The sequence below is a fragment of the Candidatus Eisenbacteria bacterium genome (genome assembly GCA_026388185.1).
Classification (GTDB): domain Bacteria; phylum Eisenbacteria; class RBG-16-71-46; order JAFGJU01; family JAFGJU01; genus JAPLKG01.
In genome coordinates this window covers 324,065-350,155 of sequence record JAPLKG010000008.1, presented here as the reverse complement: position 1 = coordinate 350,155, position 26,091 = coordinate 324,065, and the positions used below count along the sequence as shown (strand labels likewise).

At 55.6% G+C, this 26,091-nt stretch carries 15 protein-coding genes, 1 tRNA gene and 1 pseudogene; 7 read left to right on the top strand and 10 right to left on the bottom strand.

Annotated elements, in window-relative coordinates; translation table 11 throughout:
* Positions 1–95: 95 nt before the first annotated feature.
* The 3 genes from NTX17_04280 (at position 96) to NTX17_04270 (ending at position 6,723) form a co-directional block, all read left to right on the top strand.
* Positions 96–3,059, top strand: coding sequence for a TIR domain-containing protein (locus NTX17_04280; protein MCX5800583.1), 2,964 nt, complete (start codon positions 96–98; stop codon positions 3,057–3,059).
* Positions 3,060–3,673: 614 nt separating this feature from the next.
* The gene (locus tag NTX17_04275; GenBank protein ID MCX5800582.1) at positions 3,674–5,371 is read left to right on the top strand and encodes a hypothetical protein; all 1,698 of its coding nucleotides are present in this window, start codon (positions 3,674–3,676) and stop codon (positions 5,369–5,371) included.
* 248 nt (positions 5,372–5,619) lie between these two features.
* Positions 5,620–6,723, top strand: coding sequence for a toll/interleukin-1 receptor domain-containing protein (locus NTX17_04270; GenBank protein MCX5800581.1), 1,104 nt, complete (start codon positions 5,620–5,622; stop codon positions 6,721–6,723).
* A gap of 72 nt (positions 6,724–6,795) precedes the next feature.
* On the opposite strand, the pseudogene NTX17_04265 reads toward NTX17_04270, so the two are convergent.
* Positions 6,796–7,712, bottom strand: a pseudogene (locus NTX17_04265) (IS3 family transposase).
* A gap of 53 nt (positions 7,713–7,765) precedes the next feature.
* Between NTX17_04265 and NTX17_04260 the strand changes: the two are divergent.
* From NTX17_04260 to NTX17_04250, 3 genes are all read left to right on the top strand, one after another.
* Positions 7,766–7,942, top strand: coding sequence for a tetratricopeptide repeat protein (locus tag NTX17_04260; GenBank protein MCX5800580.1), 177 nt, complete (start codon positions 7,766–7,768; stop codon positions 7,940–7,942).
* A 279-nt stretch (positions 7,943–8,221) separates the two neighbouring features.
* Positions 8,222–8,635 (top strand): NUDIX domain-containing protein, encoded by a 414-nt coding sequence (locus NTX17_04255; protein ID MCX5800579.1) that lies wholly within the window; start codon positions 8,222–8,224, stop codon positions 8,633–8,635.
* Between the two features lie 93 nt (positions 8,636–8,728).
* The gene (locus NTX17_04250; protein ID MCX5800578.1) at positions 8,729–11,218 is read left to right on the top strand and encodes a RyR domain-containing protein; all 2,490 of its coding nucleotides are present in this window, start codon (positions 8,729–8,731) and stop codon (positions 11,216–11,218) included.
* A 328-nt stretch (positions 11,219–11,546) separates the two neighbouring features.
* Here the strand turns inward: NTX17_04250 and NTX17_04245 are convergent, their stop codons facing one another.
* Positions 11,547–16,313, bottom strand: coding sequence for a DUF4062 domain-containing protein (locus NTX17_04245; protein MCX5800577.1), 4,767 nt, complete (start codon positions 16,311–16,313; stop codon positions 11,547–11,549).
* A gap of 730 nt (positions 16,314–17,043) precedes the next feature.
* On the opposite strand from NTX17_04245, the gene NTX17_04240 reads away from it, so the two are divergent.
* Positions 17,044–18,063 (top strand): hypothetical protein, encoded by a 1,020-nt coding sequence (locus NTX17_04240; protein ID MCX5800576.1) that lies wholly within the window; start codon positions 17,044–17,046, stop codon positions 18,061–18,063.
* An 82-nt stretch (positions 18,064–18,145) separates the two neighbouring features.
* Here the strand turns inward: NTX17_04240 and NTX17_04235 are convergent.
* From NTX17_04235 to pyk, 8 genes are all read right to left on the bottom strand, one after another.
* A tRNA-Leu gene (locus tag NTX17_04235) sits at positions 18,146–18,230 on the bottom strand.
* A gap of 19 nt (positions 18,231–18,249) precedes the next feature.
* Positions 18,250–18,795 carry a preprotein translocase subunit SecG gene (gene secG / locus NTX17_04230; protein ID MCX5800575.1) on the bottom strand — a complete coding sequence of 182 codons (546 nt, stop codon included), beginning with the start codon at positions 18,793–18,795 and terminating at the stop codon, positions 18,250–18,252.
* Positions 18,796–18,940: 145 nt separating this feature from the next.
* On the bottom strand, positions 18,941–19,693 hold the full coding sequence (gene tpiA, locus NTX17_04225) for a triose-phosphate isomerase (GenBank protein MCX5800574.1): 753 nt from the start codon (positions 19,691–19,693) through the stop codon (positions 18,941–18,943).
* A 15-nt stretch (positions 19,694–19,708) separates the two neighbouring features.
* Positions 19,709–20,908 (bottom strand): phosphoglycerate kinase, encoded by a 1,200-nt coding sequence (locus NTX17_04220; protein ID MCX5800573.1) that lies wholly within the window; start codon positions 20,906–20,908, stop codon positions 19,709–19,711.
* A 53-nt stretch (positions 20,909–20,961) separates the two neighbouring features.
* Positions 20,962–21,966, bottom strand: coding sequence for a type I glyceraldehyde-3-phosphate dehydrogenase (gene gap / locus NTX17_04215; GenBank protein ID MCX5800572.1), 1,005 nt, complete (start codon positions 21,964–21,966; stop codon positions 20,962–20,964).
* A gap of 178 nt (positions 21,967–22,144) precedes the next feature.
* Complete coding sequence (glgP, locus tag NTX17_04210) at positions 22,145–23,863, bottom strand: alpha-glucan family phosphorylase (protein ID MCX5800571.1); 1,719 nt, start codon at positions 23,861–23,863, stop codon at positions 22,145–22,147.
* Positions 23,864–23,894: 31 nt separating this feature from the next.
* Positions 23,895–24,998, bottom strand: coding sequence for an ATP-dependent 6-phosphofructokinase (locus NTX17_04205; GenBank protein ID MCX5800570.1), 1,104 nt, complete (start codon positions 24,996–24,998; stop codon positions 23,895–23,897).
* A 52-nt stretch (positions 24,999–25,050) separates the two neighbouring features.
* Positions 25,051–26,079, bottom strand: a complete 1,029-nt coding sequence (pyk, locus tag NTX17_04200) for a pyruvate kinase (GenBank protein ID MCX5800569.1) — start codon at positions 26,077–26,079, stop codon at positions 25,051–25,053.
* Between the last annotated feature and the right edge of the window lie 12 nt (positions 26,080–26,091).

Here is a 26,091-nt window from a genome sequence, read left to right as displayed (position 1 = left end):
TGGGCTAGTCGATTCTTAAGCTCAGGGAAGGGCCTTTCCGGTGGTACCCAAAAATCTGCCGCTCAGACACGGAGGAATCCAGCCTGCTGAAGCCAATGGAGTATTGGATTGACACCGTGACCTCTGATATTATTCCATTAACGGTCAAGGTTCTGGGTATCAACGGGGCAGCGTCGCCGCAGCGGGGTACAGAATGGCCTTGGCATTCGGCGCTTCCGTTGGTGCAGTCGAAGGTGGCGGCAGTGAAGCAGATATTCATAAGCTACGGTCACGCAGACGGTGAGGCTTTTGCCGGACGGCTGAGACGCGATCTCGAGACGACAGGCTACGTAGTGTGGTGGGATGAGTCTGGCATCAGGCTCAGCCAGCCTTGGGACGCTGCCATTGAACGCGCAATCCTGGATTCGTCTCTACTGGTCGCGGTCTTGACGCCACATGCTACGCGTGAAGATAGCGTCTGCCGCGATGAAGTGGCGTTTGCGCTGGTGTTGCCACGTCCAGTGATTCCGGCACGAGTTTCACCAGATGCTCAGTTCACATTGCCGCTGGTTCGTCGGAACTGGGTTGATTTTACGCGCAACTATGATGAGGGTCTACGTCGCCTGCGCGAATTCCTAGCAGGAGCCGAAGATGTCCTGTTGCCACCGGCGCTGCCGACCGTCAGTGGTCTGACCCCACTTGACTTCGGGCCTGAGATTGCCCAGTACGGATTCGGTTTTGTGGGACGGGATTGGCTGAGACAACGAATCAGTCACTGGTTGCATGATGCGTCAGATCGAGTGTTCGTTGTCGTGGGCGAACCAGGCGCTGGAAAGAGCGCGATTGCTGCCTGGTTGTGTCAAACGCGGCCTGTACATGTTATCGGCATCCACTTTTGCACAACCCGAAATAGACGTACGCTCAATCCATACGAGTTAGTGACATCACTGGTTGCCCAATTCTATTCGGAGTTGCAGGGCTATGATTCCGCAGTCGAACCGGCCTATCCACAAGCCCGACGGCCGAACGCCAATGATGCCTTCCGGGAGTTGATCGTCGAGCCGACCCGCAAGATGCCGGCACCCGATGGACCCAGGTTAGTGGTTGTGGATTCGCTGGATGAGGCAACGTCCATGGAAGGCGAGACGATCGTTGACCTGTTGGCAGAACATGCTGACACACTGCCTGCATGGCTTAGAATCGTCGTTACCACCCGACCCGTATCCAGCATTCTCATCCGCCTGGCCCGCTTCAAGACCCTCGATCTGAGCGCCGAACGAGAGAGAAATCAGGAGGACGTCGCGGCGTACGTCCGACAGAGACTTTCTCAGATCGAGTCGATCGCTTCGTCGGACTCGGAATTGGAGGCGACATGCGTTCGCCTGCAGACACGGGCTGAAGGCAATTTCCTATATGCCCACACGGTTCTGGAAGCACTCACTGATCCGGAGAGACGCCTGGGCCATCAGGACATTGGGGCAATCCCCCCGGAACTGAAAGGGCTGTACTACTCGCTGTTCCAGAAACGGTTCAAGGACATCAAAGCCTACGAACTCAAGATATTGCCGCTGCTCAATTGCCTCGTGGCAGCGCGTGAACCGATTCCCGAGAGACTCCTGGTCAGTGCTGTCAATGGAGAGGAGCCGGGCGTCCGCTGTGGCCTGCTCGATCTGGCGCAGTTTCTAAGGTGGCGCGAAGAAGGAATCAGACTCTTTCACTCCAGTCTTGCGGACTGGCTCACGGAGGCGAAATACAGCCTAGAATACGCGATTTCTACGCAGGCCGGGCATCAACAACTGGCGAGTGCCTGCTGGAAGGAGTATGAGTCCGACACAAAGGCAATGTCACCCTACGCCACACGCCATTTACCGGTGCATCTGGTTGAGGCAAGGCGGTGGCATGACCTGAGGCATCTCGTGTTCGACTCTGAGATGAACCTCGTAACCCGCTGGGTTGAGCAAGGCGAAGGCAACACTGGCCTGTACTGTCTCGACGCCCTGATCCGTCACCTCGAAAAGCCGGAGCACAGTCCGATGCAAGCCGCAGGGCTCGCCACGCAGGCTGCCAGGATATGCAGCTTGAGAGGAGAATACCAAGAGGCGCGCGAGAGATTGAATTACGCACTGGCCCGAACCTCTTGGTGGCGAGGGCGTCGGATTCGGGCGATAGCACTGCACGAATTGGGTTCGTTGCATCTCTACGATGGGGACACGGTCAGCGCCAAGCGATGCTATTGTCAGGCCCTGCGTCTTTGTCTGTGGGGGATGCCGATCCATCACGATGAAGCAGCGGCGAATCTGATTGGACTGGCCACAGTCGCTTATGCGCGCTACGAATTCGAGGAGGTCATGCGCCAAGCGACATGGGGCCTACGACAGGCGCGGCAGGCCCACGATATCCGGCACATTGTTGCCGCCGCGCGCATGATTGCGACGGTCCACAAAGCTGCCGGCAGATACGATGAAACAGACTCATATCTGCAACTCGCGGCCAAGCTCAGTGAAACGGAGCAGGTTCATCTTGAAAAGGCGCGGCTGCTCATGCTCCGCGGTTGGCTTGAGTACGACCGGGCACTGCTTGAAGGCTGGACTCCTGGACAAACGGACGCGGCTTTCCGGGAAGCTTTGTGTGAGGCCGAACGCGTGCACGATCTCTACTATACTCTAGAGGCAAGATTGGCTTTGGGCTGGTGTGCACTGGTCCGGGGCGATCTCAAGGAAGGAGCCAAATGGTTGGAGATGGCCGGCAGCAAGCTACTAAAGCGGCAGCATGGGGAACTGCTTGCTGAATACGAAATGGAATTGGGAGCGCTTGCGCATGTGCAAGGAGATTCGGCAGAGGCGCTAAAGTGGTATCAGAGCGTTGCCGACCTTTGCCGTGAAAAAGACATAAGGATTTGGCTGTACCGGGCACTGACCGGTCAGGGTGCCATCGCGTGGCATGCCGGTCAACACGAACAAGGGGAACGAGTGTGGGCTGACGCTCTATGTGTCGCGTCTAGCATGTCCGCCACTAGAGAGGAACTGGCGCGTCGGAGCATCAAGCTGTGCCAGTCCGCCTCGCACATATTCCCGAGATGAAAGCTTACTGGGCCGACGACATCAGGCCCTACGGCGCCATGAATCCGGTTCTTACCTAGTGAGCGGAGAACTGGAAGTGCATGATGGCGCGCTGCTGCGCTCTTCCTCTGGGCTCGCTGCTCTTGCCGCTCTCGCCGCGATGAAATTCGCAAGATCCTCTTCCTCCCGGCGCTTTCGAACCCAGAGGACGAGGGCGGCAACAATAATGATCGCAACCAGTGCCGGCAAACCTATCCAGAGTAATGCTCTCAATTCCCACCGTTCCTTTCTGCTGTAGCGTTTGCAGCCTTGCTCTGCGGTCTACACAGGACTCTAAGATACCACAATGCGATAATGACGTCAACAAATGCCCTATTGCGTGATCCGCTACCGCCTCTCAAGAGGCGAGTACCTCTGAGCCCCAATCATCGCATAGCTCGTGGCTCCTTCCACCATTGTCCGCAGCCAGCAAAGCAAGAGAGGCCGGCGTAAGCGGAACCGTTGACACCAATAGCCCGCGAGATTCTCCCTATGCAATGGAATCATGGTCTGATAGCATATGTGAGACAGCTTAAGCTAACTACATTGGACAGGTTTGAACAACGTGAGGCATAGAACTGTGGGAGGGCCTATCTGTGAGAAACAAGGTCACAGATTCGTCAGTTGATCGGAAGGAACTCCTTATTCCCACAACTGTGCGCATGGGCGTAACAGGCCACAGAAAGCTTGCGAATGAGCAACTTCTTCGCCGGAAAGTGAAGGACGTGCTCCGGCGAATCGACCAGCTTCTGGATCACACGCCGCACCTCTATGTGGTGCTTTCACCTTTAGCCGAGGGTGCCGACCGCCTGGTCGCGACAGAGATTGTGCAGTGGCCGGTCTCCGATGGCAGCCAGCAACCCCGTCTGGAAGTAGTACTTCCATTACCTGAGGAAGACTATCTTCAAGACTTCGAGACACAAGAATCGAAGGAAGAGTTCAAGCGCCTTCTTGGTCTGGCAAGCCCTGAACCACGCGCCCTCAAGACTGTGGAGCCCCGCCCTGCTGCATATGAGCAGGTGGGTCAGTATGTAGTCGACAATTGCGACGTGCTCATTGCCGTCTGGAGCGGGAAACCCTCGGAAGGCCGAGGGGGCACGGCGGAGATAGTGGAATATGCGCTCAAGACCGGACGGTCCGTATTCTGGATCAATTCGGAGAATGGCGAGATAGGAGATACAAAGAAGACGAGGGAGAGGCTGGAGCGCATAAACGAAGAGAAGAAAACAGAGGGAGTGGGAAGCGAGGATCATGCGCTTGACTCTCTTAGGCATCTGGACGCCTATAATGGCGAGCGCTTAGGCAGCACCAGGAGTATGTCGGCAGTTGAGGCTGAGTTCGGCATTCCGGGTCGAACGGGGGCGCCTTACACCCTTCCGCCAGACGTTCTGAAGCCGTTACATGACAACATGGTCTCTCAATACGCACGTGCCGATTTCCTGGCCGCTCACTACCAGACCTACCATGTGAACGCAGGAGTTGCAATCTACCTTCTGGCGGCAGCTGCAGTGGCAACAGTGACAGTTCAAGCGCTTCTATTTCCGCTTCGCCCTGCCCTACTTTGGGTTGAGGTTGGTGAGATTGCGGCCATTCTCGTGTTACTGGCGCTTTCCTGGCGGCGTGAGTGGCATCGCAAATGGATTGATTATAGATTTGTGGCAGAGCGTCTGCGTGCCGCTATTTTTTTGTGGGTGGCAGGCATAGAATGCGAGCCTCCCAAAACTGCACCACCACCCCTGAGCCTATCGTACAGGCCAGATGACTGGATGGTTAAGGCATTTGCGTCGATTTGGGACGCACGGCCCAAGGGAGACCCGAGCCCCACAGTCTCATTCGAGAATCTTAGAAACTTCTTGCTGGCGGCATGGATAGAAGACCAAATCTCTTTCTATAAGAGCAAAAGCGTGAGGCAGAGGGCAAAGCACACTCGGCTTGCCAGTGCCGGAGCGATGGTGTTCGCGTTGACGCTAGTGGTCGCAATCGTCCATGCGGGCAGGCTCGAAGCCAACTGGAGACCAGAGCTTGCTACTCTTACGAATATCTTGGCGTCCTGGGCTATAGTTCTGCCGGCGGCTGGCGCTGCTATCGCAAGCATTCGTATTCACCGCGAGTACTTACGAAACTCGGAGCGATATAGACACATGGTCGACCACTTGACCAGAATTACGGGGCGAATAGAGCAATCAGAAGACAGGGAGACGCTCGTCGGTTCCCTGGAAGAAGCCAACGAGCTGATGCTTCTGGAAAACCAGGACTGGCGGGTGATATTCAGGTTTCAAGTGCTTCGGCCATAGCGATCGTTGTTCGAAGCCTAGCAGCCGAGCTAGTTACATCCCGAGCAGGTTGTGGAAGCTACAACGCATTTGTGAGCTCCACTACTGGCCTCATCAGAGTGAAGGAAAGAGTCAGTGAGATGATGCAACTTTGGTATTGTCAAAGAGCGCTCCAGCGCTTTCCACCGTTTCAACAGGTTGACACGGACTTGAGCGCTATGTAGATTTCATGTGGTGTATAGACACCTATTCAGGGTGAGGCTAAGCCAATGTCGAATTCGAGACTCCGCAAGGCTGATATTTTCGTCAGTTACGTTGAGAAAAACTCCGACGTAGTAAAGCAACTTGCTGAGGGACTGGAGAAAGCAGGCTATACGACCTGGTATTACGAACGTGACGCCCTTCCCGGGGTTACTTACCTAACTCAGGTGCGAGAGGCAATCGATCAGGCCAGAGTTGTTCTGGTGGTAATCTCCCAGGATTTCCTTCGTGCCCGTGCTTCCCACACCACGAACGAAGTTGTCAGAGCTTATGAACAGGGTAAGCCTTTTATTCCCGTCCTTCGCGACATCACTCACGCTGAGCTTCAGGAACGCAAGCCTGACCTGGCGCAGTGTCTGGGGGCTGCCGTCTCAATCAGAATCCCACCAGAGGGTGTGCTGGCCATTCTTCCTCGCATAGAAAGAGGGTTGCTTGAGTTGGGGGTTCGGCCGGCTGGGTCACAAGAGATTACTTCAGCATCTCATGCTGGTCAGGATTCGATGGCTCACTCCCCCGCAGAAGCGGGGCTAGTAGTGGCATTTGCGAGGGCCATGGAATACTGGAAGCACCTTCAGATTCCCGAGGCACGGGATCTTCTATGCGACATCCATGGGATAGATCCCCTCTACAAGCATCCGGGCTGGACAGTGAACGTTGGTGAACTGCTTCGGGAGAGGCGGCCGGATTGGAGGAAGAGCATATTGATAGTTGTAGGCGCCATGATCCTTCCACAGATACACGATGGAGAAGACGCAACAGAGCTGAGGAACGAAATCAATCGCAAAGGCAGTCCCGAGAAAATGGAGTTTGCCTGTGTGGTCACGGACGTGGGGCTGCTCGCAGAACAGGAATTCATGAGATGTCCGCTCATTGCCATCGGGGGGCCGGTCAGCAACAAATTGACCGCGGATATTGTTAAAGCGCTCCCAAGAGACCCAGTCAGTAAGGAGAGAATAACCGTTCAGCATTCCATGGACCAGGGAGACAGGCGGGTAGCACTCTGGGGTAATCTCGCCCACGAAACTACTAAAGCTGTGAATCTTTTCGTTTCATCTGGACTACTTGACAGATTTCTCGACATGATTTGGAAGAGGGAGCTTAAACGGGAGTAGTGCCGTCGCCCGAGCGAGGCAAGAGTGCCAGGCCCTCTGTTACGATATCGCTTGCGTCGCAAGCCACTGGGTTCAACCCATTCTGACCTTACCCCGTCCAGCCAAAAGTAGAGTTTTCTGACCTTGCGAGCTCACAGCGAACTGCTCGGCGAACTGCCGTGGCGTCAAATCACCGAGCGAGCTATGAGGTCGAAACATGTTATACTCCTCGCGCCACCTCTCTATTCTTTCTCGAACATCCTCCATTGACAAGAACCAATTCACATTCAGGCATTCATCCCGAAACGTTCCATTGAACGACTGGATCATCGCGTTGTCACCGGGCTTGCCGGGTCTCGAGAAATCCATCGTGACTCCATGCTCATAGGCCCACTTATCCAAAACCTTAGAAATAAACTCACTCCCCTTGTCGCATTGTATGCGATCAGGAACGCCCCGTTCCTTCACGAGCCGCCGCACGACGGCGACGACTTCCGCTCCCGTGATGTTTTGACCGGCTTCAATCGCCAGGCACTCCCGACTATAATTATCGACTATCGTTAACGCCCGAAACCGCGTCTCTGCGATCTCCCGGATCCGCATCCGCAAGGCTCCGTCGTCTCTCCCGTGCGAACAGTACCGATGTGACGATCGCCATATCACCACCACATCGCATGCCCGCCGTTCGCTCACCCAATACGCCTCTTGCAGATGCTCCACGCGCTCACGCTTCTGGGCTGGCCTTAGAGCTTTCTTGACAGCACATCCTGAAGCATCTGCTTATCCAGGCTCAGGTCCGCCACCATGCGCTTGAGCCGACGGTTCTCCTCCTCGAGCTGCTTCAGACGCCTGAGCTCCGAAACTCCAAGCCCTCCGTACTTCTTCTTCCATCGAAAGAACGTCTGCTCACTGATCCCCACCTTCCGGCAGACCTCCGCCACCCGCGTGCCCGTCTCCGCCTGCCGCAACGCAAACGCAACCTGTTCCTCGCTGAACTTCGACTTCCTCATGGACGAAACCCCCTTCCAGAAACAGAGATCTTGCCAGAAAACTCACATTATGAGTGGATCATTTTTGTGGGGGGAGGTCCCTGCTCTATTATGCCCAGGGTAACTATCCCGAGGCCGAGCCTCTATACAAACATGCCCTGGGAATAGCTGAAGAGATCCTGGGACCCAACCACCCTAGTACCAAGATGATTGAGAAGAACTGGAAATCCTGTCTGCAGGCCATGCAATGAGTAGCGAAGAGAGCGTTAATGTGCGCACGAGTACCTATAAGGAAAGAAGACGGCTGGCCAACAGTTCGCGGGAGTGGTAGAGTATTCTCTTAACCTGCTTCCCTGTCCGAAAGCAGGGCCATTATCGTTGAGAACGAAGAATAGTGCTAATCCTTCCGGCTTGAGAAGCTGGATGCAACGGTCCGGGCCGATGTGCTGAGCAGTCCTTGTATCGCAACTTACGCCTCTGAGGACCCGGAATCCAATAAACGGATTTCAGTCACCAATTGGGAGCACGTAATGTCATCAAGACCGATTAGGTTGTCTGCCAAGGTCCTGCTTCGTGATAACAACGGACGCTGTCTGCTCCTCAAGCGTTCGTTGAGTTCCAGGGGAAGCCCTGGGAGGTGGGACCTACCCGGCGGTAAAGTTGACAGTGGGGAGAGCTTTGAACAGGGGCTGCTGCGCGAGGTTGCCGAGGAGACCGGCCTGCGGGTTTCACTTCAACGTGTTCTGGGAGCGTCCGAGTACGAGTCGCCTACGACTAGAGTTGCATACTTGATTCTAGAAGGTATTGTAGAATCCGGCGAGGTCCGCCTTAGCAGCGAGCACGACGAATACATCTGGGTCGATCCTCATGATCTTGCGGACATGGATCTGGTGGATCAATTCAGAGTGTTTGCTAAGAACTACATTCAAGCCGAGGAAAGTTGACCGTTTCCCAAGATGGCAGCAGTAAGATCGAAAACCATTTTCTCCGATTATAGATAGTCATCGGAAAGCACCGAAACCACGAGGAACGTTCAGATGGAAGAAAGCACCAAATCTAAAGAAGAGGAATGGGCCAAAAGTCAGATAGAGAAATACAAATCTATACATGGGCGCTACCAGAAGTACGCTAACATGCTCCAAGTGGTGCTCGAGAAAGCCGCGAAGAAGTACGCGCCGCTAGCCATCGTACAGACACGACCAAAGTCAGTCGCTAGCTTTGGGGAAAAGATCCAGCGGAAGAAGAACAAGTACAGGGATCCTGTCAATCAGATAACGGACTTGTGCGGCGCTAGAGTGATACTCCCCACGCTTGCCGAAGTCAGGGCCGTCTGTGAGTTCATTGAACGGCACTTTGACATTGACTGGGAGAATACTATCGACGTAGCACAACGGCTCAAGCCTGCTGAATTTGGTTATCGTTCCGTCCACTACGTGGTTCGATTGAGGCCGGGTGTCTTTCCGACCGGGGACGTGGACGTTGAAATCCCGGAAGAGACTCTCGGCCTCAAAGCGGAGATACAGGTAAAGACGATACTTGAACACGCCTGGGCGGTTTTCACTCATGACAGAGCCTACAAGGGCGCCTTCAAGATTCCCGAAAAGTGGCAGCGAGAGCTATCGGCGCTGGCCGGCATGCTCGAGCAAACCGACAATTCATTTGCAAGAATCCAGTCGGCTCTTCAACGCTACTCTGCCACTTACGGGGCTTACATGACTAAGGAAACAATGCGCGAGGAGATCGACCTTCTCGAGATCATCCTGGAACATGATGCGGGTAACGCCGACCTTGCTGCTCGTATCGGGAAGCTAGCCATCACCCTCGATGACTTTGAAAAGGCAATAAGCGTGCTCAAGAGATATGCCGAATCGGGAAACCATGCAATCCTCAGAGACCTTGGAATGGCAATGTGCAAGTTACATAAGGCAAACCCGGGTAGTGATGAATACCGCAACGGACAGAAATATCTTGAGGCGGCTGCCGCGCCACCCAACAAAGACCCCGATGCTCTGGCTTCGTTGGCGGGCACGTGGAAAGGGATTGATGACGAGAAGGCGCGTGAACTGTACCGCCAGGCCTTTGAACTTGACCCGTCTGATCCGTATCCTCTGGGAAACTATCTTGAATGTGAGCTCTTGCGTCGCGCAGACGTTGCAATGGTGGGATTGCTACGTCCTGCGATAGACAGTGCGATTGCCAGATGCCACGATCAAGCCGATGTGGGTATGAACCTACCTTGGGCTTTCTATGACATTGGGAAGTTCTACCTGCTGCTTGGGATGCCCTACGAAAGTCTAGCCGCTTATGCCCGAGCCGTGCAGCTAAGCACGGCGGCATTCATGATAGAGACTTCGCTTCGTTCTCTGGATAGGCTCGCGGTTTTCGGGGACAAGCTGCAGGGGTACGAGTGGGCAAGAAGACTCCTTCTGCTCGGGCAGGCAATTAAGTTTCCCTCAAAGGAATCCCTGGAAAGACTCAAGGCTCTAGCCTCGAAGGCTGCCAGTACGATTACAGGCCCTGTCATCGTACTGGTTGGCGGAGTCAACTCCGGCTCTGAGCAGGAGACCCAGGGCTATCGTCAACTTCTGCTCGATGCGTTTCGGGGTTTCAACGGAACCGTTGTTTCACGTCTCAACGCAGACGGAGGAGAGCCTGCACTTGTGGATATCTACAAAGAGCATGGCACTGGTATCACAATGATCGGGTACGTCCCGGCGGACGAGTCACCGGGTATTCTCAGCGACAAATCACCGGTGGAGATGCGTCACTCAGATGGGACGGGATACAGTCCGCTTGAGGCTCTACAGTATTGGACTGACATTGTGACATCGGATATCAAACCGTCGAGCGTCAAGGTGCTTGGCATCGGCGGCGGTAGCATAGCTGCGGCGGAGTACAGAATAGCGTTAGCTCTTGGTGCGGTCGTTGGCATTGTAGAAGGCAGTGGCGGTGAAGCAGCGAGATTGCCGGTAGACGATGAATGGAGAACCGCAAGTTCACTACTCCCTCTGCCTGTGGATACGATGACCGCACGAACATTCATCGGCTCCAGAAGCCAAGCCGTGGAGCGCACAATTCGCGAGAACATCGCAAAGGCAATCCACGAGAACTACCGTCGAGTTCGCTGTGATAGCATGGCGGGCCAGGATCCGGCCATGGCAGATTGGGGAAAGTTGGCGAGCGATCTTAGAGATTCTAACCTGCAGCAGGCCGATCACGTTTTTGAGAAACTGCAGCGGATTGGCTGCACAGTGCACCGAGTTACTGATCGCAATATTGCGGTAATGACGTTCACTAGCGATGAGGTCGAACTTATGGCTGAGATGGAACATGCTCGGTGGAATGTCGAGAGGCTTTCGAAAGGCTGGAAATTAGGTCAAGAGAGGGATGTGACCAAGAAGATCAGTCCTTATCTTGTGCCTTGGACCAAACTCTCTGAAGACGTCAAGAAGTGGGATAGAGAGACGGTGCGCAATATACCAGAGTTCCTAGCTAAGGTTGGACTCGATATCCGCCGGCAGACATAGGGGTTGAGCAATGCCACAACCCTGGCGAACTGTTAGGGTGTTCATCTCTTATGCCTCAGGGGTTTCTTCATAAACCGTTAGGGATATTGGGATCCACCTACAGTCGCAAAGCGGCTGGTGCGGGGAGCGGGATTCCACCCATATTGCGACGAGAGCGACTACAGGCAAGACTGTCGGGGATTCTGGACGGATCCCGTGGCCTCGTCGCACAGGGTGAGAGAAAACTGAGAGTCAGGAAATGATGTGGCGGTCTGGCGAGCGCTGAGTCGTAATCGTATTTACAGTTGGCCTTCCAGTTAGGTCCTCAATCCTATTGGGCGTAGCCGCATTAGGTTTGCCGACTGCGCCAAGCGGCCTGGATAGGACGATAGTTTCCACTGATAGTGAAGCGGTTGAGCCGGATGAGACGGTGGCAAACGGGGCACCTTAGCGTTGCGCCGAGGTAAGATTCTGAAATCGCGGACCAAGTACGGCAATGTGGGCAACGCATCACATGACGTGAGTTGACCGTTGAACGCCAGCCCGTAGCGATCAACGGATCGTGGACAGCATTCTCGAGCGCAAGCAAGAAAACATGGCCCACCAGAGCGCTTTCACCACCAGCGAGGATGCGACGACAGTCCGGGCTCAGGGCGCAGGCCCTTACATACCCCCAGCCGGAGAAGCAGGCAATCTGTCTCCCCGCAACCAAATCCCATACCCTAACGGTGCCGTCCATTCCACCGGAAACAAGGTGCCTCCCGTCTTGGCTAACGGCAATTGCGATTATTCTGTCTCTATGTCCGGCCAATGCATGCAAGCACTCTCCGCTCTGTAGGTTCCATACCCGCACAGTGTCGTCAAGTGCGGCAGAGACTGCCTGCTCTCCGTCGGGCGTGACCTCGACGGTTTTGACTCTATACTTGTGCCCTTGGAGTATGTGCAAGCACTCGCCACTTTCTAGGTTCCAGACGCGTAGCGTAAGATCGAAGCCACCTGCCGAGACCAGGCGACCCGCGTCTGGACTCAGGGCGATTGCCTCGACTGCATCGGTGTGGCCTATCAGTTCACGCACGCATTCGCCGCTTTCGACATCCCACACTCGGACGCTTTTGTCATCGCTGCCGGAAATCACCTGCCGCCCATCAGGGGTGATCACCAGGGTTCGGACGCAGTCTGTGTGCCCTTCGAGGACCTGCAGGTGCTCTCCGGTGTGCAGATCCCAGACCCTCACACCTCCATCGGATCCACCTGAGATAAGACGCCTTCCGTCCGGGGTAACGACGATCACGTCTGCCCAATTCGTGTCTCCCGACAACCGCTTAATGCACTCTCCTGTTTCGAGATTCCATAGACTCAGGCGATTCTCGCCCGACAACACCAACCGCGTCCCGTCCGGCGTCACTTCAATTGCTTCTGCTACCCCTGTCCACTCAATCACGCGCACGCAATCACCTGTACCCAAATCCCATATCCGCAGCGTACTCCCTGAGCCCCCGGATACGCCCATACGCCCGTCTGGTGTGACGACTACGGTCTCAACGCTCTTGCGATGACCTAGATTCACGTGGGCGTCCTCACCGGTACTCAGATCCCAGACCTTGATTGTCCCGCGCCACCCTCCTGACACGGCGAAGCCTCCATCAGGTTTGATGGCCAGAGTCGTGGTGTCAGGGGCTGCGCCTATCGTGCCCACACACGCGCCGCTTTCTGTATCCCAAACGCGCAACATCTTGTCCAAAAACCCAACTGAGACGACCCTCCGTCCATCGGGCGTGATGGCAACGGCACGCACACTGGACTGTCCTATGAACGTCTGCAAAGATCTCCCGCTACTGAGATCCCAGATACGCAGAGCCTCTTCCCCAAAGCTGCACGTGACCGCGCGGTGGCCGTCCGGCGTCATCGCGACCACCCAGGTCGAGGCCCGCCCCAGGAGCCACAGGCATTGGCCCGTACGCAACGCCCAAACCCTGATGCCATCCTCTCCGACCGAGAGCGCGATTTGCCCATCTGCGCTTACCACAACAGCTCGGACCCGCTCACGATGCCCAACCAGGCTACGCACGCAGTCACCCACATCCAAGTCCCACACCCGCAAAGTGCCGTCCAGTTTCAAAGGGCCACCACACCTAGTCAATCGTCTGTCCACCCTGTAAGATATCGCCAGGTGGGCGTCCGGAGTGACAGTGACCTTTTCGGTCACTCCCCACCCCCCGCGGTAAGTGCGCAAACACCGTCCACCTTCGAGATCCCACACGCGTACCGTTCTGTATCTGCAACTTGAAACCACGCGCCGACCGTCCGGCGAGACTTCAAGGGACTCTATCGTCTCGATGTCTTTTCCTAAGGTACGAACGCATTGCCCGCTCTCAAGGTCCCAAAGCCGCAAGGTTCGATCAGCGCTACCGGAGACAATCCTGCGACCATCCGGCGTCAAGGCTAGTGCACTAACGCCGTCCGTGTGGCCTTCCAGTGTGCGGAAGCATGCCGGGTACTGTGCCTGCACAGGTCGGTTGAGCAGGCGGAGCCACGGTCCCGGATGATATCTAGCCCTCTCCTCAGCCGCGGCAACCACGGGGCCACGATCGGCGTGGTTAAGGGCCAGCTGAAAAAATGGGTCATCGCCGCGTAGTAGCAGGTGAGCCGAGCTCCTCACGAAGTTAGCCCAAGCTCTGAGTTGTACCTCCTCCTGCCCTTCCAGCCGCGACGTCCCTGCTGCCAGAATCTCGCCATAGTGTCCGACGAGATCGATGACCATTCCGGCTTGCACCTCGGCTTCCACGAAATCGTAGTCGGTCAAGAGCACAGATAGCTCAATCCATCTGCATGACCGTCGAAGGGCAAAGGGCAATTCCGAGAGTTTGCGAGCATTGGGTGCCTTGCCTCCCGCGGAATCAACTAGCTGGTGAGGCTGACAGCCAAAGTACTGGATCAGCCCGTCCCGGACTATCTGTTCCCGCTCACGCTGCAGGTATCTTTCCGTCACGACCTGTCGCACCTGCATATGATAGAACCCAAGCAGGGACGTCCGATCGGCGCGCCGCTCGGTCAAGTATGGTTTGAGCTCGAAGTACAGGCGCGACCACACGGCAACAGGCAGCTGCTTAACACGCGGCGACCGCGGCGAACGGCGCAGGAAGTCTGCCACAACCTCTTCATCCTGGGACAGAATGTCCAGCAATTCATCTTCGGCGAGGCCGTTCTTCGCAGCGGCCAGATATCCCAAGCTGCGCGAAACCACCACTCTCCCGTGGTTCGCATCCGACGAAAGCCGTTGGAATAAGTTGCCGATGACGCCTCCTATGTCGAGACCCAGCTCTTTCTGTTCGGTATGAGACTTCCAGAGCCTGACCTCCTCAAATGCAAGTCTCATATACAAAGGGAGAGCACATTTCCGGAACTTCGCCAAGATCTCTGTCCCCTGCCGAGGCTGAAGAGTCCTTCGGGCATCTTGGAGCCAGAGGTCCAAGAGTCTCTCACCTTCTTGAGGCTCCATTGACCCCAACTCCACAAGGTTTGCAGCGGGCAGCGCTTCCTGGAGCACTGAGAGACACTTGCCCACAAGGCATGAAACAATGAGGCGCACATTCGGGGGCAGTTCAGTGGGTAACCAGGAGAGGCTTCTCGCGTCGTCACTTTCGGAAAGTTGCTCCAAAGCATCCAGAAAGAGGATTAGGCTCTCTGACCGTGGTATCTTCGCAACGAACTCCTGGAAAGTTACGCAAAGCTTCTGAAACTCCGTGGGGATGGAATACTCGTCCTTAATACGCTGCCGTTTCTTATGTTCCTCTTCACCAATCTCTCGCACGTCAATAAGGAGGTTCTGTTTTTGTTCTTCAAAATCGAATACTCTGTATATGTGACGACAGGCGTCTTCCAACACGGAACGCCCGTCTGATGAGCCCGGGGTAGCACCTATGAAACGCACGACGACTCGGGCACCGGGAAGCATCTCCCGCGCTTTTTGTGCCGCGTGTGCCATCAGCGCTGTCTTGCCAGAACCAGACACACCGAAGATAGCCAACGGATGAGTATCTGTGCCTCTCAGGTAATCACTTATTCGTTGTAGGATGCTTGTTCGACCGGTGAAAAATCGCGCGCGTTCCTTACCCCAGGACTCATGTTCTTCGATTTCCGTTTTCAGCTCATCTACCTTCTCAAGTGTCCGGATCTGTTCCAGTATCACGCGCGATAACCCACTGTAAACGTCATCGCAGAGCTCGTTCAAATGCTCTGTCGTAACGCCCCGTCCAGCCCATCCCACCTTGTACTCACGTACGTTGCCGGGCAAGAGATCACGCATGCTTTGCTTGAGACTTTGTAGCTTCCCACGCGCATCACTATCCAGATGTCCGGTCTCGTCAAGGTCAATAAAACCTCTTGCGCTTGACTCTATTGGCAACCCCTCAATTTCCCTGAAAAAGCAGTACACGTGCTCATGCGCATCTGGCACACGTAACGCCCCGTCTATTATCTCCTGGTGCGTGGCTGAGTACTCATGCTTGATGCGACGGGGATCACCCTCGGGCCAGCCAAGCTGGTCCAGAGCCCGAAGGAGAATTGACCGCAACATCCTTTCTGTCTCTTCCCATTCCTTGGCCTCTCGGTCTAAGGCCCCCCGTCTCTCCTTATCAGTCACATTCTCTGGAACATTGAGCTCACGTGGCCTGAGACAGTATTCGGCAGGAACCGCGTTCTCATCCTTTCGATACCAACCCTTTGAACCCTTGGGTTGATCATCACCCCAGAGGAGAAGCTTCTTTTCCTCGGGCGAGACCCATTCCAGAATTGCTTCAAACTCTCCGGCTTCGATCTGTGGCGGCAAAGGCTGCCAACCATAACGGTCGCCCAGGAGCACCATGAAGTTCGGTCTGGGGGTGATTGATCGGCAGCGCTCCAACTCCTGCAAGCAGATGTTCATGGTCTGCTGGTCCAGCGTCGCTTCTTGGCTCACACCCCAACGCAGGTCAATCGCCTGAAAGCGGCAGCTATGCTGAAGGCACAACTCACGCAGCTTAGGGAATACGCGCTCATGAAGCGCATTCCGTTCGACAATTAGGTCGCTGAAAGTGGAACTAACAAAAACGCGAAAGGTCAAATCACGACGTGCCATTTTCGGACACCCTTGCCCGCGTCCGACAGAAGACGGAGACCATGCCGCCCTGAATCTCGGGCTTCTGCCGTGGAGTGAATGCGGATCCGTCAGCCATAGAGCACTACCTGTTGGGGATCTTAGGAGATAATCTGCAACTACAGTGACAACAGATTCCCAACTACATGCTATCACAGAGTCGGGAACGAGGAAAGAGAACCGCACGCTGTGCCCGCAATCCGGAAGATTCTTTCAGTGGGAGCGCCGAGATGTTCGGATCGGAGCGGAAAACCAACCCAGAAGGCCGGAGTAGAAGGTGCGGTGTCAGGCTCCCATCCCGAGGACCCCAAGCTGTACACTCACCGAAAGTCGTTGGCAGAAGACCCAGAGAAGCAGTAACTGCAAATAGCACGTGCGTTTCTAGAGGGAGGCACAGAGTAGAGACGGCAGCGTTTAGAGGCTGAATCACAAATTCGGGCTTACTGATTTTTCAGTGCGGGGAGCGGGATTTCACCCATGTTGCGACAGGACCAACTTCAGGCAAAACTGTCAGGGATTTTGAACGGATCCCGTGCTCTCGTGTCACGCGTTGACCCAAAGCACAGGAATCGGAGAGTATAGTGTATCGGTGTCCCCCGAATCGCTCCTGAGCTTCTCTGGGCGTTTAGTGTAAAGCACCTGTATCTTGATCACCATCCTGGGCTAGGGTGCGTGTTATCCGCCAGTTCTCCGAGTTAAGGAGGTGTGGCTGATGGATTGTTCGAGAGTCAATACAAGACTGGTATCGATCGCGGCGTTGCTGGGTTTGGCCTTGCTCATTCCTGCTACCGCGTTGTCGGCCGAGAATTACAGACCCCGAAACCTCATTCAGGCTCAGTACGGTGGCGGGGAGAGTGAATTCGGACTGAAGAAGGTCTACGGATACGATGGGAATTATCTCGGGGCTCTATTTTTCACTATGGGCGCCGATGGGAACATCTACATATATGATGGGGTGAAAGGAAACATAAAGGTCTACGGAAATAATGGAGCATTCGTGGACACGATCAAGGCCGTGGCCTGGCAAGTTGACCTACTGTTTCCCACGGACATGACTCTGCCCCCTAACGGCGACATATACATTCTCTGCGAGACTTCTGATGCGGAGGACAGATATAGGGTGTTCTTGAAGGCAGCAGGCGTGGATTCAGTGAGAAATGTGCCAGTCGCAGTGCCTTGGAGTTTCTGCCGTTCGGAAGAGGGGTATCCGCAGTTCAATTCGGCGGGGATTGTGTCGGATCAACATGAGAATGTCTATTTAGCCGATTGGCGCGCAACGAAATCAATAAAGCTCGTGGAAAGGGGAAGAGTTCTCCCTGACTCTAGCCAATTGTCGAGTTTGCGGGAAGGGATCTTTGCATCCACAGGTCCTTTTCGGTCCTTCGCGCGGTGCAACAGCAAGGTGGATGTAAAAGGGAACCCGATTCTGTTTGATGACGAAGGCAAGTTGGTCAAAGGCTGGGCAGAGTTACCGGGAGACTCTTTGGGGACAGATAGTCTGAGTAATGTCTATCTACAGAGTTTCGTGGTCACAGATACTGCTTCGTCCGAAAGGATAAGCAAATATTCTCCAGATGGAAGAATGCTCGCCGTGATTGACTTCCCGAGGTATGAACGCTCGACTTTAACCTACGGCAAGGGGCCCTGGATTGTAGGGACAGACGGTTCAATCTACGAAATGCTCGCTGTTAGAGACTCAGTTACAGTGCGGAAGTGGGAGCGTGTACGATGATCGGTCACTGTTGATTGGGGATGCGAAAAGGAAAAGTGTCTGTCGTGCCAACTTACACGGCGACAAGCAGTTATGGGATTTATGGTGCGGGGAGCGGGAGTTGAACCCGCACGGGGTTACCCATACGCCCCTCAAACGTACGTGTCTACCAATTCCACCATCCCCGCACGTGGGAAGCTAGGGCGTCTATTTTCCGGTAGCCGATGTTCCGGTTGGCTTCTTCTGTTGGGTCGGTTGCGTCGTCCCGGCAGCAGGCGCCGTCTGACTAGGGACTACACCGGCTCCCGGGGCCACTTGTCCCGTTCCCGGAGTCACGGTTGACTGAGTACCGGCCGGAGACGTCGACTGAGAAGAACCGCCGATTGGAGTTTGCCCAAGCGGAACTCTCCCCGCAGGAAGACTCCCTGAAGGAACTCCGCCTTGTGGTGTCTGGGCGGGCTGTGACGCCCTCTCCTTCCTGATGACGTTCTCAATCACGCTCCGCTCTCGCTTCACTGGACCCCTAGTCGTCAGCAGGGCCAAGCTCATGGAAGTGAGCATGAACGCGGCGCCCAGCACGGCGGTAGACCTGCTCAAGAAAGTCGCAGCACCCCTGCCGCCGAAAATCGTCTGGCTGCCGCCTCCCCCCCCAAATGCTCCGGCGAGCCCCCCTCCCTTGCCAGATTGAAGCAGAATGACAATGACCAGAGCAGCGGTTATCAGCAAGTGAAGAACCAATAAGAAGGCAAACACGTCAGACCCCCATCATGAACAAAAAACGGTACGCCAACCCAATTCTACAACAACACCTTACTTTAACAGAAATTCTCCCTCGCGTCAACGGGCCTTACCGTCGCCGGGCGGTCGCCCCGGCCGGCCCGCATCGCACCTCGCACTCTCAACCGGCGGCGACGATTCTCAGGAACGAATCGGCCTTGAGGCTCGCCCCACCTACGAGTGCTCCGTCAATCTCGGACTCCCCAAGGAGTTCGGAAGCGTTCTCCGGTTTGACGCTTCCCCCGTACTGAATTCGGGTTTGCTCTGCGAAGGGAGACCCGAACATGGTGTCAAGCAGCTTCCTTATGAATTTATGAGCTCCCACAGCCATCTCCGACGTGGCTGTCTTACCCGTCCCTATCGCCCAGACGGGTTCGTATGCAACCACCAGGTCCACGAGTTGCCTTGCGTCAAAGCCGCCCAGAGCTCCCTTGATCTGCGACTCAAGCACACTTTCCGTTCTCGCTGCCTCTCTCTCCTCCAGCTTCTCGCCGACGCAGAGGATGGGCGTCATTCCCTCCGCAAGCACCGCCCCAAGCTTCTTGGCAACGACCGAATCGTCATCGCCGAAGTACTGCCTGCGCTCAGAATGTCCCACAATCACGTATTCGCATCCCAGCTCTTTGAGCATCGGCGCGGAGATCTCTCCGGTGTAGGCCCCCTCCTTCTCCCAGTGCAGGTTTTGCGCTCCCAGCTCGATACGCGAGCCCTTGAGCAGTTGTGACACGCGGGAAAGAGCCGTGAACGGAGGGCAGAGCACGACGTCACGATCCGAACGAGGAGGAGCGGACGCGATGATCTGTGTCACCAGAGAAACGGCTTCGCCGGGGGTTTTATACATCTTCCAATTGCCTGCTACGATCTTTTTCCGCATGGCCTCTTTCCTTTGTCAACGCTTGTCTGTGAGGGCGGCCACCCCGGGGAGTTCCAGACCCTCAAGAAACTCAAGAGAAGCCCCACCACCGGTGGACACGTGAGAGACCCTATTCTCCAAGCCGGCCTTGACAATCGCCGCCGCGGAATCCCCTCCACCGACGATCGTGGTCGCACCCGAGGAAGTGGCTTCTGCGAGCATGCGAGCCACGGCCTCCGTGCCGGCACTATAGGCTTCTATTTCGAAAACGCCCATCGGTCCGTTCCAAAGCACTGTCTTGGCACCGGCCAGGGCTCCCCTGAATTGCTCTATCGTGCGAGGACCTATGTCAACACCGGCAAGTCCTTCGGGGATTTCTTCAACGGGGACGATCCTGGTCTCGGCGGCGTCTTTCACGGAGGGGGACACGACGCAATCAACGGGCAGGATGAGTTCAACGGACTTGTTCCTGGCTCTCTCCATTATCTCTTTGGCAACGGGAATGCTCTCCTCTTCCAGAATCGATTGCCCGATCTTCAATCCCTTGGCGGCCAGAAACGTGAACATCATGCCCCCACCTATGAGGATCTTGTCGACCTTGTCAACGAGGTTCCGAACGACGCCGATCTTGTCCGACACCTTCGCACCGCCAAACACCGCCACGAAAGGTCGCTTGGGCTCTTCCAGGAGTTTTCCCAGATACTCGACCTCCTTCTGCATGAGAAAGCCGGCCGCGCACAGACTGATGTATCTGGTCACACCGACCGTAGACGCATGGGCTCTGTGGGCCGAACCAAAGGCGTCGTTGACGTAGACCTCTCCGAGCGAAGCCAGTTCGCGCGAGAATTTTTCGTCGTTGGCCTCTTCCTCCCGATGGAATCGGAGATTCTCCAGCAATGCAACGTCTCCGTCCTTGAGGGAGAGCGCCGCCTTCATTGCGGGATCGCCTATGCAATCCGTTGCGAACAGAACGTCTTTGCGGAGAAAACTCCGGAGCTTATCGGCCACCGGGGCCAGGCTCATCCCTGCAACGACCTTGCCCTTCGGTCTGCCGAGATGAGACATCAGGACTATTCGCCCGCCCTTCTCAACCATGTAGCGAATGGTAGGCATGGAGGCTTCAATACGCGTCGAATCCGAGATGTTCCCCTCTTTGTCGAGAGGAACGTTGAAATCGACTCTGGTAAGTACTCTCTTTCCCGAGAGAGGAAGATCCCTCACGCTGAGCTTTCTCAGCATCTCCGAGTCCCCTTTCTGGATTCTTCGGTTCCGACGGTCCCCTTCCTTCTTCAGGTCTTCATCATGAGTCTGAGAAGGTCAATCACACGCTGACAGAAACCCCACTCGTTGTCATACCAGGCCAGAACCTTGACCATGGTGCCGCCGATGACCGAGCAGAGGGGTCCGTCGACGATTGAACTGTGCGGATTTCCCACGATGTCAACAGAGACGATGGGGTCCTCGTTGTACTGCAGGTAGCGCTTCATGGCGCCATTCGCGGCTTCCTTGAAGACGTTTCTGACTTCATCCACGGTCGTGGCTTTCTTCACGTCGACGACCAGGTCCACCAGAGAGGCGTCAACCACGGGCACCCTCACTGCCAGGCCGTCCAGCTTCCCTTCGAGCTCCGGCAGCACGAGGCCGATCGCCTTCGCCGCGCCCGTCGTCGTGGGAATCATTGAAACGGCCGCCGCCCTGGCCCTTCTCAGATCCTTGTGCGGAAAATCAAGAATCACCTGATCGTTCGTGTAAGCGTGTATGGTCGTCATGAGGCCGTGAACAATCTGAAATTTGTCGTTGAGCACCTTCGCGACGGGGGCAAGGCAGTTCGTCGTACACGAAGCGATGGAAACAACGTGGTGCTTGGAAGGATCGTAGACGTTCTCGTTTACTCCCATCACAATAGTCGCGTCGGCCTTCTTTCCCGGCGCGGAAATCATCACCTTTCTCGCCCCAGCGGAAATGTGTTTGGCGGCCAGATCCCTCTCCGTGAACTTGCCCGTGGATTCAATCACAATATCCACACCCAGCGACTTCCAGGGTAGATTGGCGGGGTCTTTCTCGGAGAATACCTTCACGCTGGCGCTGGAACCGATTTTGATGGTCTCGGCCTCCCTCTTTATCTCGTCAGGAAATATCCCGTGGACCGAGTCGTACTTGAGCAGATGCGCCATCGTGGCTACGTCAGTCACGTCGTTTACCGCAACGAATTCGAGGCCGCTTTCCTTGTATCCGGACCTGAGAACAAGCCTTCCTATCCGTCCAAATCCGTTAATGCCAACTCTGATTGCCATTGCTCTTACCTCCGTTAGCTAGGGTACTTATTGCCGGCAACTCTAGCACAGAACGCCCTCGAAGTGAACCACAAAGTGAGGCGCAGGAGCCGTGCCGACGCGCGTCTTCGACGTTGCTCGGGCCTTGCGGCGGTGCGTTCCGTCGACACCGGGCTTCGACACCGATTGTCAGCGCCCATCAATACGTGTAGGCGTTCAGTACGTACTGCAGCACCATCCTGTGTGTGTTGAAGAATGAACCATTGATGGCGATTGAATGCCGCATCATCTCGATCCACCTGTCACGGTTCCCGTAGAACGTGGGAATGACTACCTTCTCCAGCCTGTCATACAGATAACCGGCGTCCTCGACGTCGCTGCTCTCCTCAGCCACGACCGTCCCGATCGACCATCCCGTGAGACCCTCGATGCATCCTTCGATCCACCAGCCGTCAAGAATGCTGAGGCTTGGAACTCCGTTGTGAGCCGCCTTCATGCCGGAGGTTCCGGAAGCCTCCTCAGGTTTTCTAGGCGTGTTGAGCCACAGGTCTGCTCCGGCAATCAGCATTCTCGCCAATTCCATGTCGTAGTTCTCCAGATAAGCGACCCTGACTTGGTCTCCGAGTCGCCGGGACACGGCAACCACCTGCTTGATCAGCTCCTTCCCCTGCATGTCTCTGGGGTGGGCCTTGCCGGAGAAGATGAACTGCACCCTGCCGGAGGTTCCGGCAATACTCGTCAATCTCTCGACGTCAGAGAAGACGAGATTCGCTCTCTTATAAGCCGTCGCCCTGCGCGCGAAGCCGATCGTCAGAACTTCGCCATCCATGCCCGCGTTTGCCTTGGCGTTCGTATAGTCTATGAGCTCTCTTTTCGCCTCTCGATGAGCGCTCCATATTTCTTCCTTGGGGATACTGAGGGCGTAACGCAGAGAGAACGGGTCGTTTCTCCAGCCCGGAATGTATTTGTCGAACAACCCCTTGAAGCTGTCGCAGACCCAGTTGGCCGAATAGATCCCGTTGGTTATCGAGTCGATGTGATATCCCGGATACAGCACTTGAGAGACCTTGCCGTGCTCCTTTGCAACGCCATTCTCGTAGTGGCTCAGATTCATGGCCAGAAGAGTCATGTTGAACGTGTCGCCGCCGCCAATTTGCTTCAGGAAGTCCACGGGAATGAAATCGCCAAACACCTGACTCACAAGACTATAAGAGAATTGGTCGTGTCCCGCGGGAACAGGCGTGTGGGTCGTAAACACACACATCCTCCTCACTCCGTCAACGTCCCAATCGGATCTTGTGTCGTCAATCTTGTCGACCCTTTTCCTTCCAGCGCCAGATTTCTTTCTCTCGTTCAGCAGCTCGAGCGTCAGCAGACTCGAATGACCTTCATTCATGTGGTACCGCACTATCTCGTGGTATCCGAGTTCCTTGAGCATTCTCACCCCACCGACTCCCAATATCACTTCCTGGCAAAGTCTGTACTTGTCGTCGCCGCCATAGAGGCAATGCGTCAGGCTGCGGTCGTACGCTCCGTTTTCGGGAACATCCGCATCCAGGAAAATCACGGGCACAACGTGGCCGCCAATACCCGTCACTAGATACTCCCACGCCTGGACAGACACGGTTCTCGTCTCTATCTGAACGCTCACCTTGACGGGCAATAGCGCCAGGAGTTCCCCTGGATTCCACTCCGACGCCAGTTCCTCCTGGTTTCCATACGCGTCCAGTTTCTGGCGGAAGTATCCGTCTCGATACAGAAGGGTGACAGCAATAATGGGCACGTTCAGATCGGCGCAGGATCTTATCGTGTCCCCGGCCAAGACCCCCAGACCTCCGCTGTAGGTGGGTATCTTCGAATCAAGACCTATCTCCATGGAAAAATAGGCAATCCTCGTCTTTTCCTTTCGGAAATTCACGTCATCGCCTCCGTTCGAACAGCGTGTCTGATCAGTCGCCGAAATATGTCCCCAGGGCGCGCGCCGCCTCTAACAATCTCTGGTTGCGCGGCACCACCCTTGGCCCTCCCGTCACAACGCCCAAAGGGACGTCGACGAGCGCATTTCCTTTCACCCCCACCATGTGGCCGAAGGCTTTTTCCTCTATCATGTCCACCGCCCTTGCACCCAGCTCGGTGGCCAGTACCCTGTCAAACGGCGTCGGGCTCCCCCCCCTCTGAACGTGTCCCATTACGGTGGTTCGTGTTTCGAAACCTGTGAGTCGCTCCAATTTTTCTCCAAGAACAAAGCCTACGCCGCCCAGGCGGACAGGATCGGCGCTTTCCTTGACCATCCTCTGTATTACGACGTCTCCTCCCTTTGGCCTTGCCCCCTCGGCCACGACCACGATGGTGAAGCTCCTGCGTCTGTGATGCCGTTCCTGTATCTTCAAAGCGATCTTTTCAACGTCATACGGAATCTCCGGGATGAGGATGATGTCTCCTCCACCGGCGACTCCGGAATGAAGGGCAATCCATCCGGCCTTGTGCCCCATCACCTCCACAATCATTATGCGATGATGCGATTGGGCAGTCGTGTGAATCCTGTCAATACCTTCCGTGGCGACCCACACCGCGGAGTCAAAACCGAAGCAGACGTCGGTCCCCCTGATGTCGTTGTCGATCGTCTTCGGCACTCCGACGACGCGGACGCCGTCTTCGCACAGGTCGCGTGCAATGCCCAGCGTTCCATCTCCGCCTATGCACACAAGGCCCGCTACGTCGAGCTTCTGCAGGTTGTCGATCGCGACGCGCGAGACGTCCTCGAACTCCAGCTTGCCTTTTCGCTTCACAGCGTACTTGTATGGGTTTGCCGTCTTGGAGGCGCCAAGTATCGTACCACCCAGTGTAAGTATTCCGGAAACGTCTTCGTACGTAAGCTTCCTATGCCAGCCGTGAATGATTCCTTCGTAGCCATCTTCGATTCCGATGACTTCCATGCCGTACGCAACGATCGCCTTCTTCGTCACCGCCCTGATGACCGCGTTTATGCCGGGGCAATCTCCTCCGCCGGTGAGAACTGCAATTCGTTTCTTCGGTTGTGCCGTCTTCTTCATGTTGTTCTACCTGCGCTCCAGGCTCCTCGCACCTTGCCTCTCGACGAGTCTCTCAAGAATGGAGTTTTCCGAGAGAACGCGTCGTGAAATCGATAATCTCGGTCATCATCTCAACGGCCTCCACGGGGTGCTTGCCGACGGCCGTTTCTGCAGAGAGCATGAGGTAATCCGAGCCGTCTATCATCGCGTTGGCCACGTCGCTCACTTCTGCGCGAGTGGGCCTCAGGTGCTCCGTCATGCTTTCAAGCATCTGAGTGGCCGTGACGGCGAATTTTCTTCTTTGTTTGCACTTTCTGATAATCATCTTTTGGAGCACAGGAATTTGGAATATCGGCAAAGAGACCCCCATATCTCCGCGGGCTATCATGATGCCGTCGGACACACTCAGTATCTCGTCTATGTTGTCTATCCCCCTGCGATTCTCGATCTTTGCGATCACTCGGCAATCGGCTCGGCTCTCACGTAGGACGCTTCTCAGACAAAGAATGTCCTCTTTGCCGCTCACAAACGACTGGGCGACGAAGTCGACTCTGTTCCTGACGCCGAATTCGAGGTCCGTTCTGTCTTTGTCCGTGAGCCCCTTGAATCGCAGATTGACTTCCGGGATGTTGACGCCTTTGTTCTCCTTGAGCACTCCCGGAACGATCACCTCCGCCCGAATGTAGTCCTTGGTCTTAGTCCGGACCTTCAACGCTATGTTGCCGTCGTCAACGTATATTGAACTACCTGTCTTGATGTCGGCCAGCGAACCCCTGTAGTCGAAAGGCACGATATCCCGGCCCGTCAATTCGCTTTTGTTGGTCAGAAAAACTATTTGTCCCGCCTTCAGCACAATCCATTTTCGGCCCTTAAACTTGCCGATCCTTATTCTGTAACCCTGGAGATCCTGAAGTATCCTCACGTCCCGGCCGTGTTTCTCGCTTAGTCTCCTCACGAGGTCCAGTCGAGATTGGTGCTCGCGATGAGTGCCGTGAGAGAAATTGAGCCTGGCCACGGCCATCCCCGCTCGCATCATGGCGCCGAGCGTGGACGCGTCCTGGCTGGAAGGCCCCAAGGTGCAGATTATTCTTGATTTTCCCATCGCGGTTTCCAC

Coding starts and splice junctions, on each gene's coding strand:
- tpiA (MCX5800574.1), bottom strand. CDS start 19,693: ATGCGGAAAAAGATCGTAGCAGGCAATTGGAAGATGTATAAAACCCCC.
- NTX17_04255 (MCX5800579.1), top strand. CDS start 8,222: ATGTCATCAAGACCGATTAGGTTGTCTGCCAAGGTCCTGCTTCGTGAT.
- NTX17_04245 (MCX5800577.1), bottom strand. CDS start 16,313: ATGGCACGTCGTGATTTGACCTTTCGCGTTTTTGTTAGTTCCACTTTC.
- NTX17_04270 (MCX5800581.1), top strand. CDS start 5,620: ATGTCGAATTCGAGACTCCGCAAGGCTGATATTTTCGTCAGTTACGTT.
- gap (MCX5800572.1), bottom strand. CDS start 21,966: ATGGCAATCAGAGTTGGCATTAACGGATTTGGACGGATAGGAAGGCTT.
- pyk (MCX5800569.1), bottom strand. CDS start 26,079: ATGGGAAAATCAAGAATAATCTGCACCTTGGGGCCTTCCAGCCAGGAC.
- NTX17_04205 (MCX5800570.1), bottom strand. CDS start 24,998: ATGAAGAAGACGGCACAACCGAAGAAACGAATTGCAGTTCTCACCGGC.
- NTX17_04250 (MCX5800578.1), top strand. CDS start 8,729: ATGGAAGAAAGCACCAAATCTAAAGAAGAGGAATGGGCCAAAAGTCAG.
- NTX17_04280 (MCX5800583.1), top strand. CDS start 96: ATGGAGTATTGGATTGACACCGTGACCTCTGATATTATTCCATTAACG.
- NTX17_04240 (MCX5800576.1), top strand. CDS start 17,044: ATGGATTGTTCGAGAGTCAATACAAGACTGGTATCGATCGCGGCGTTG.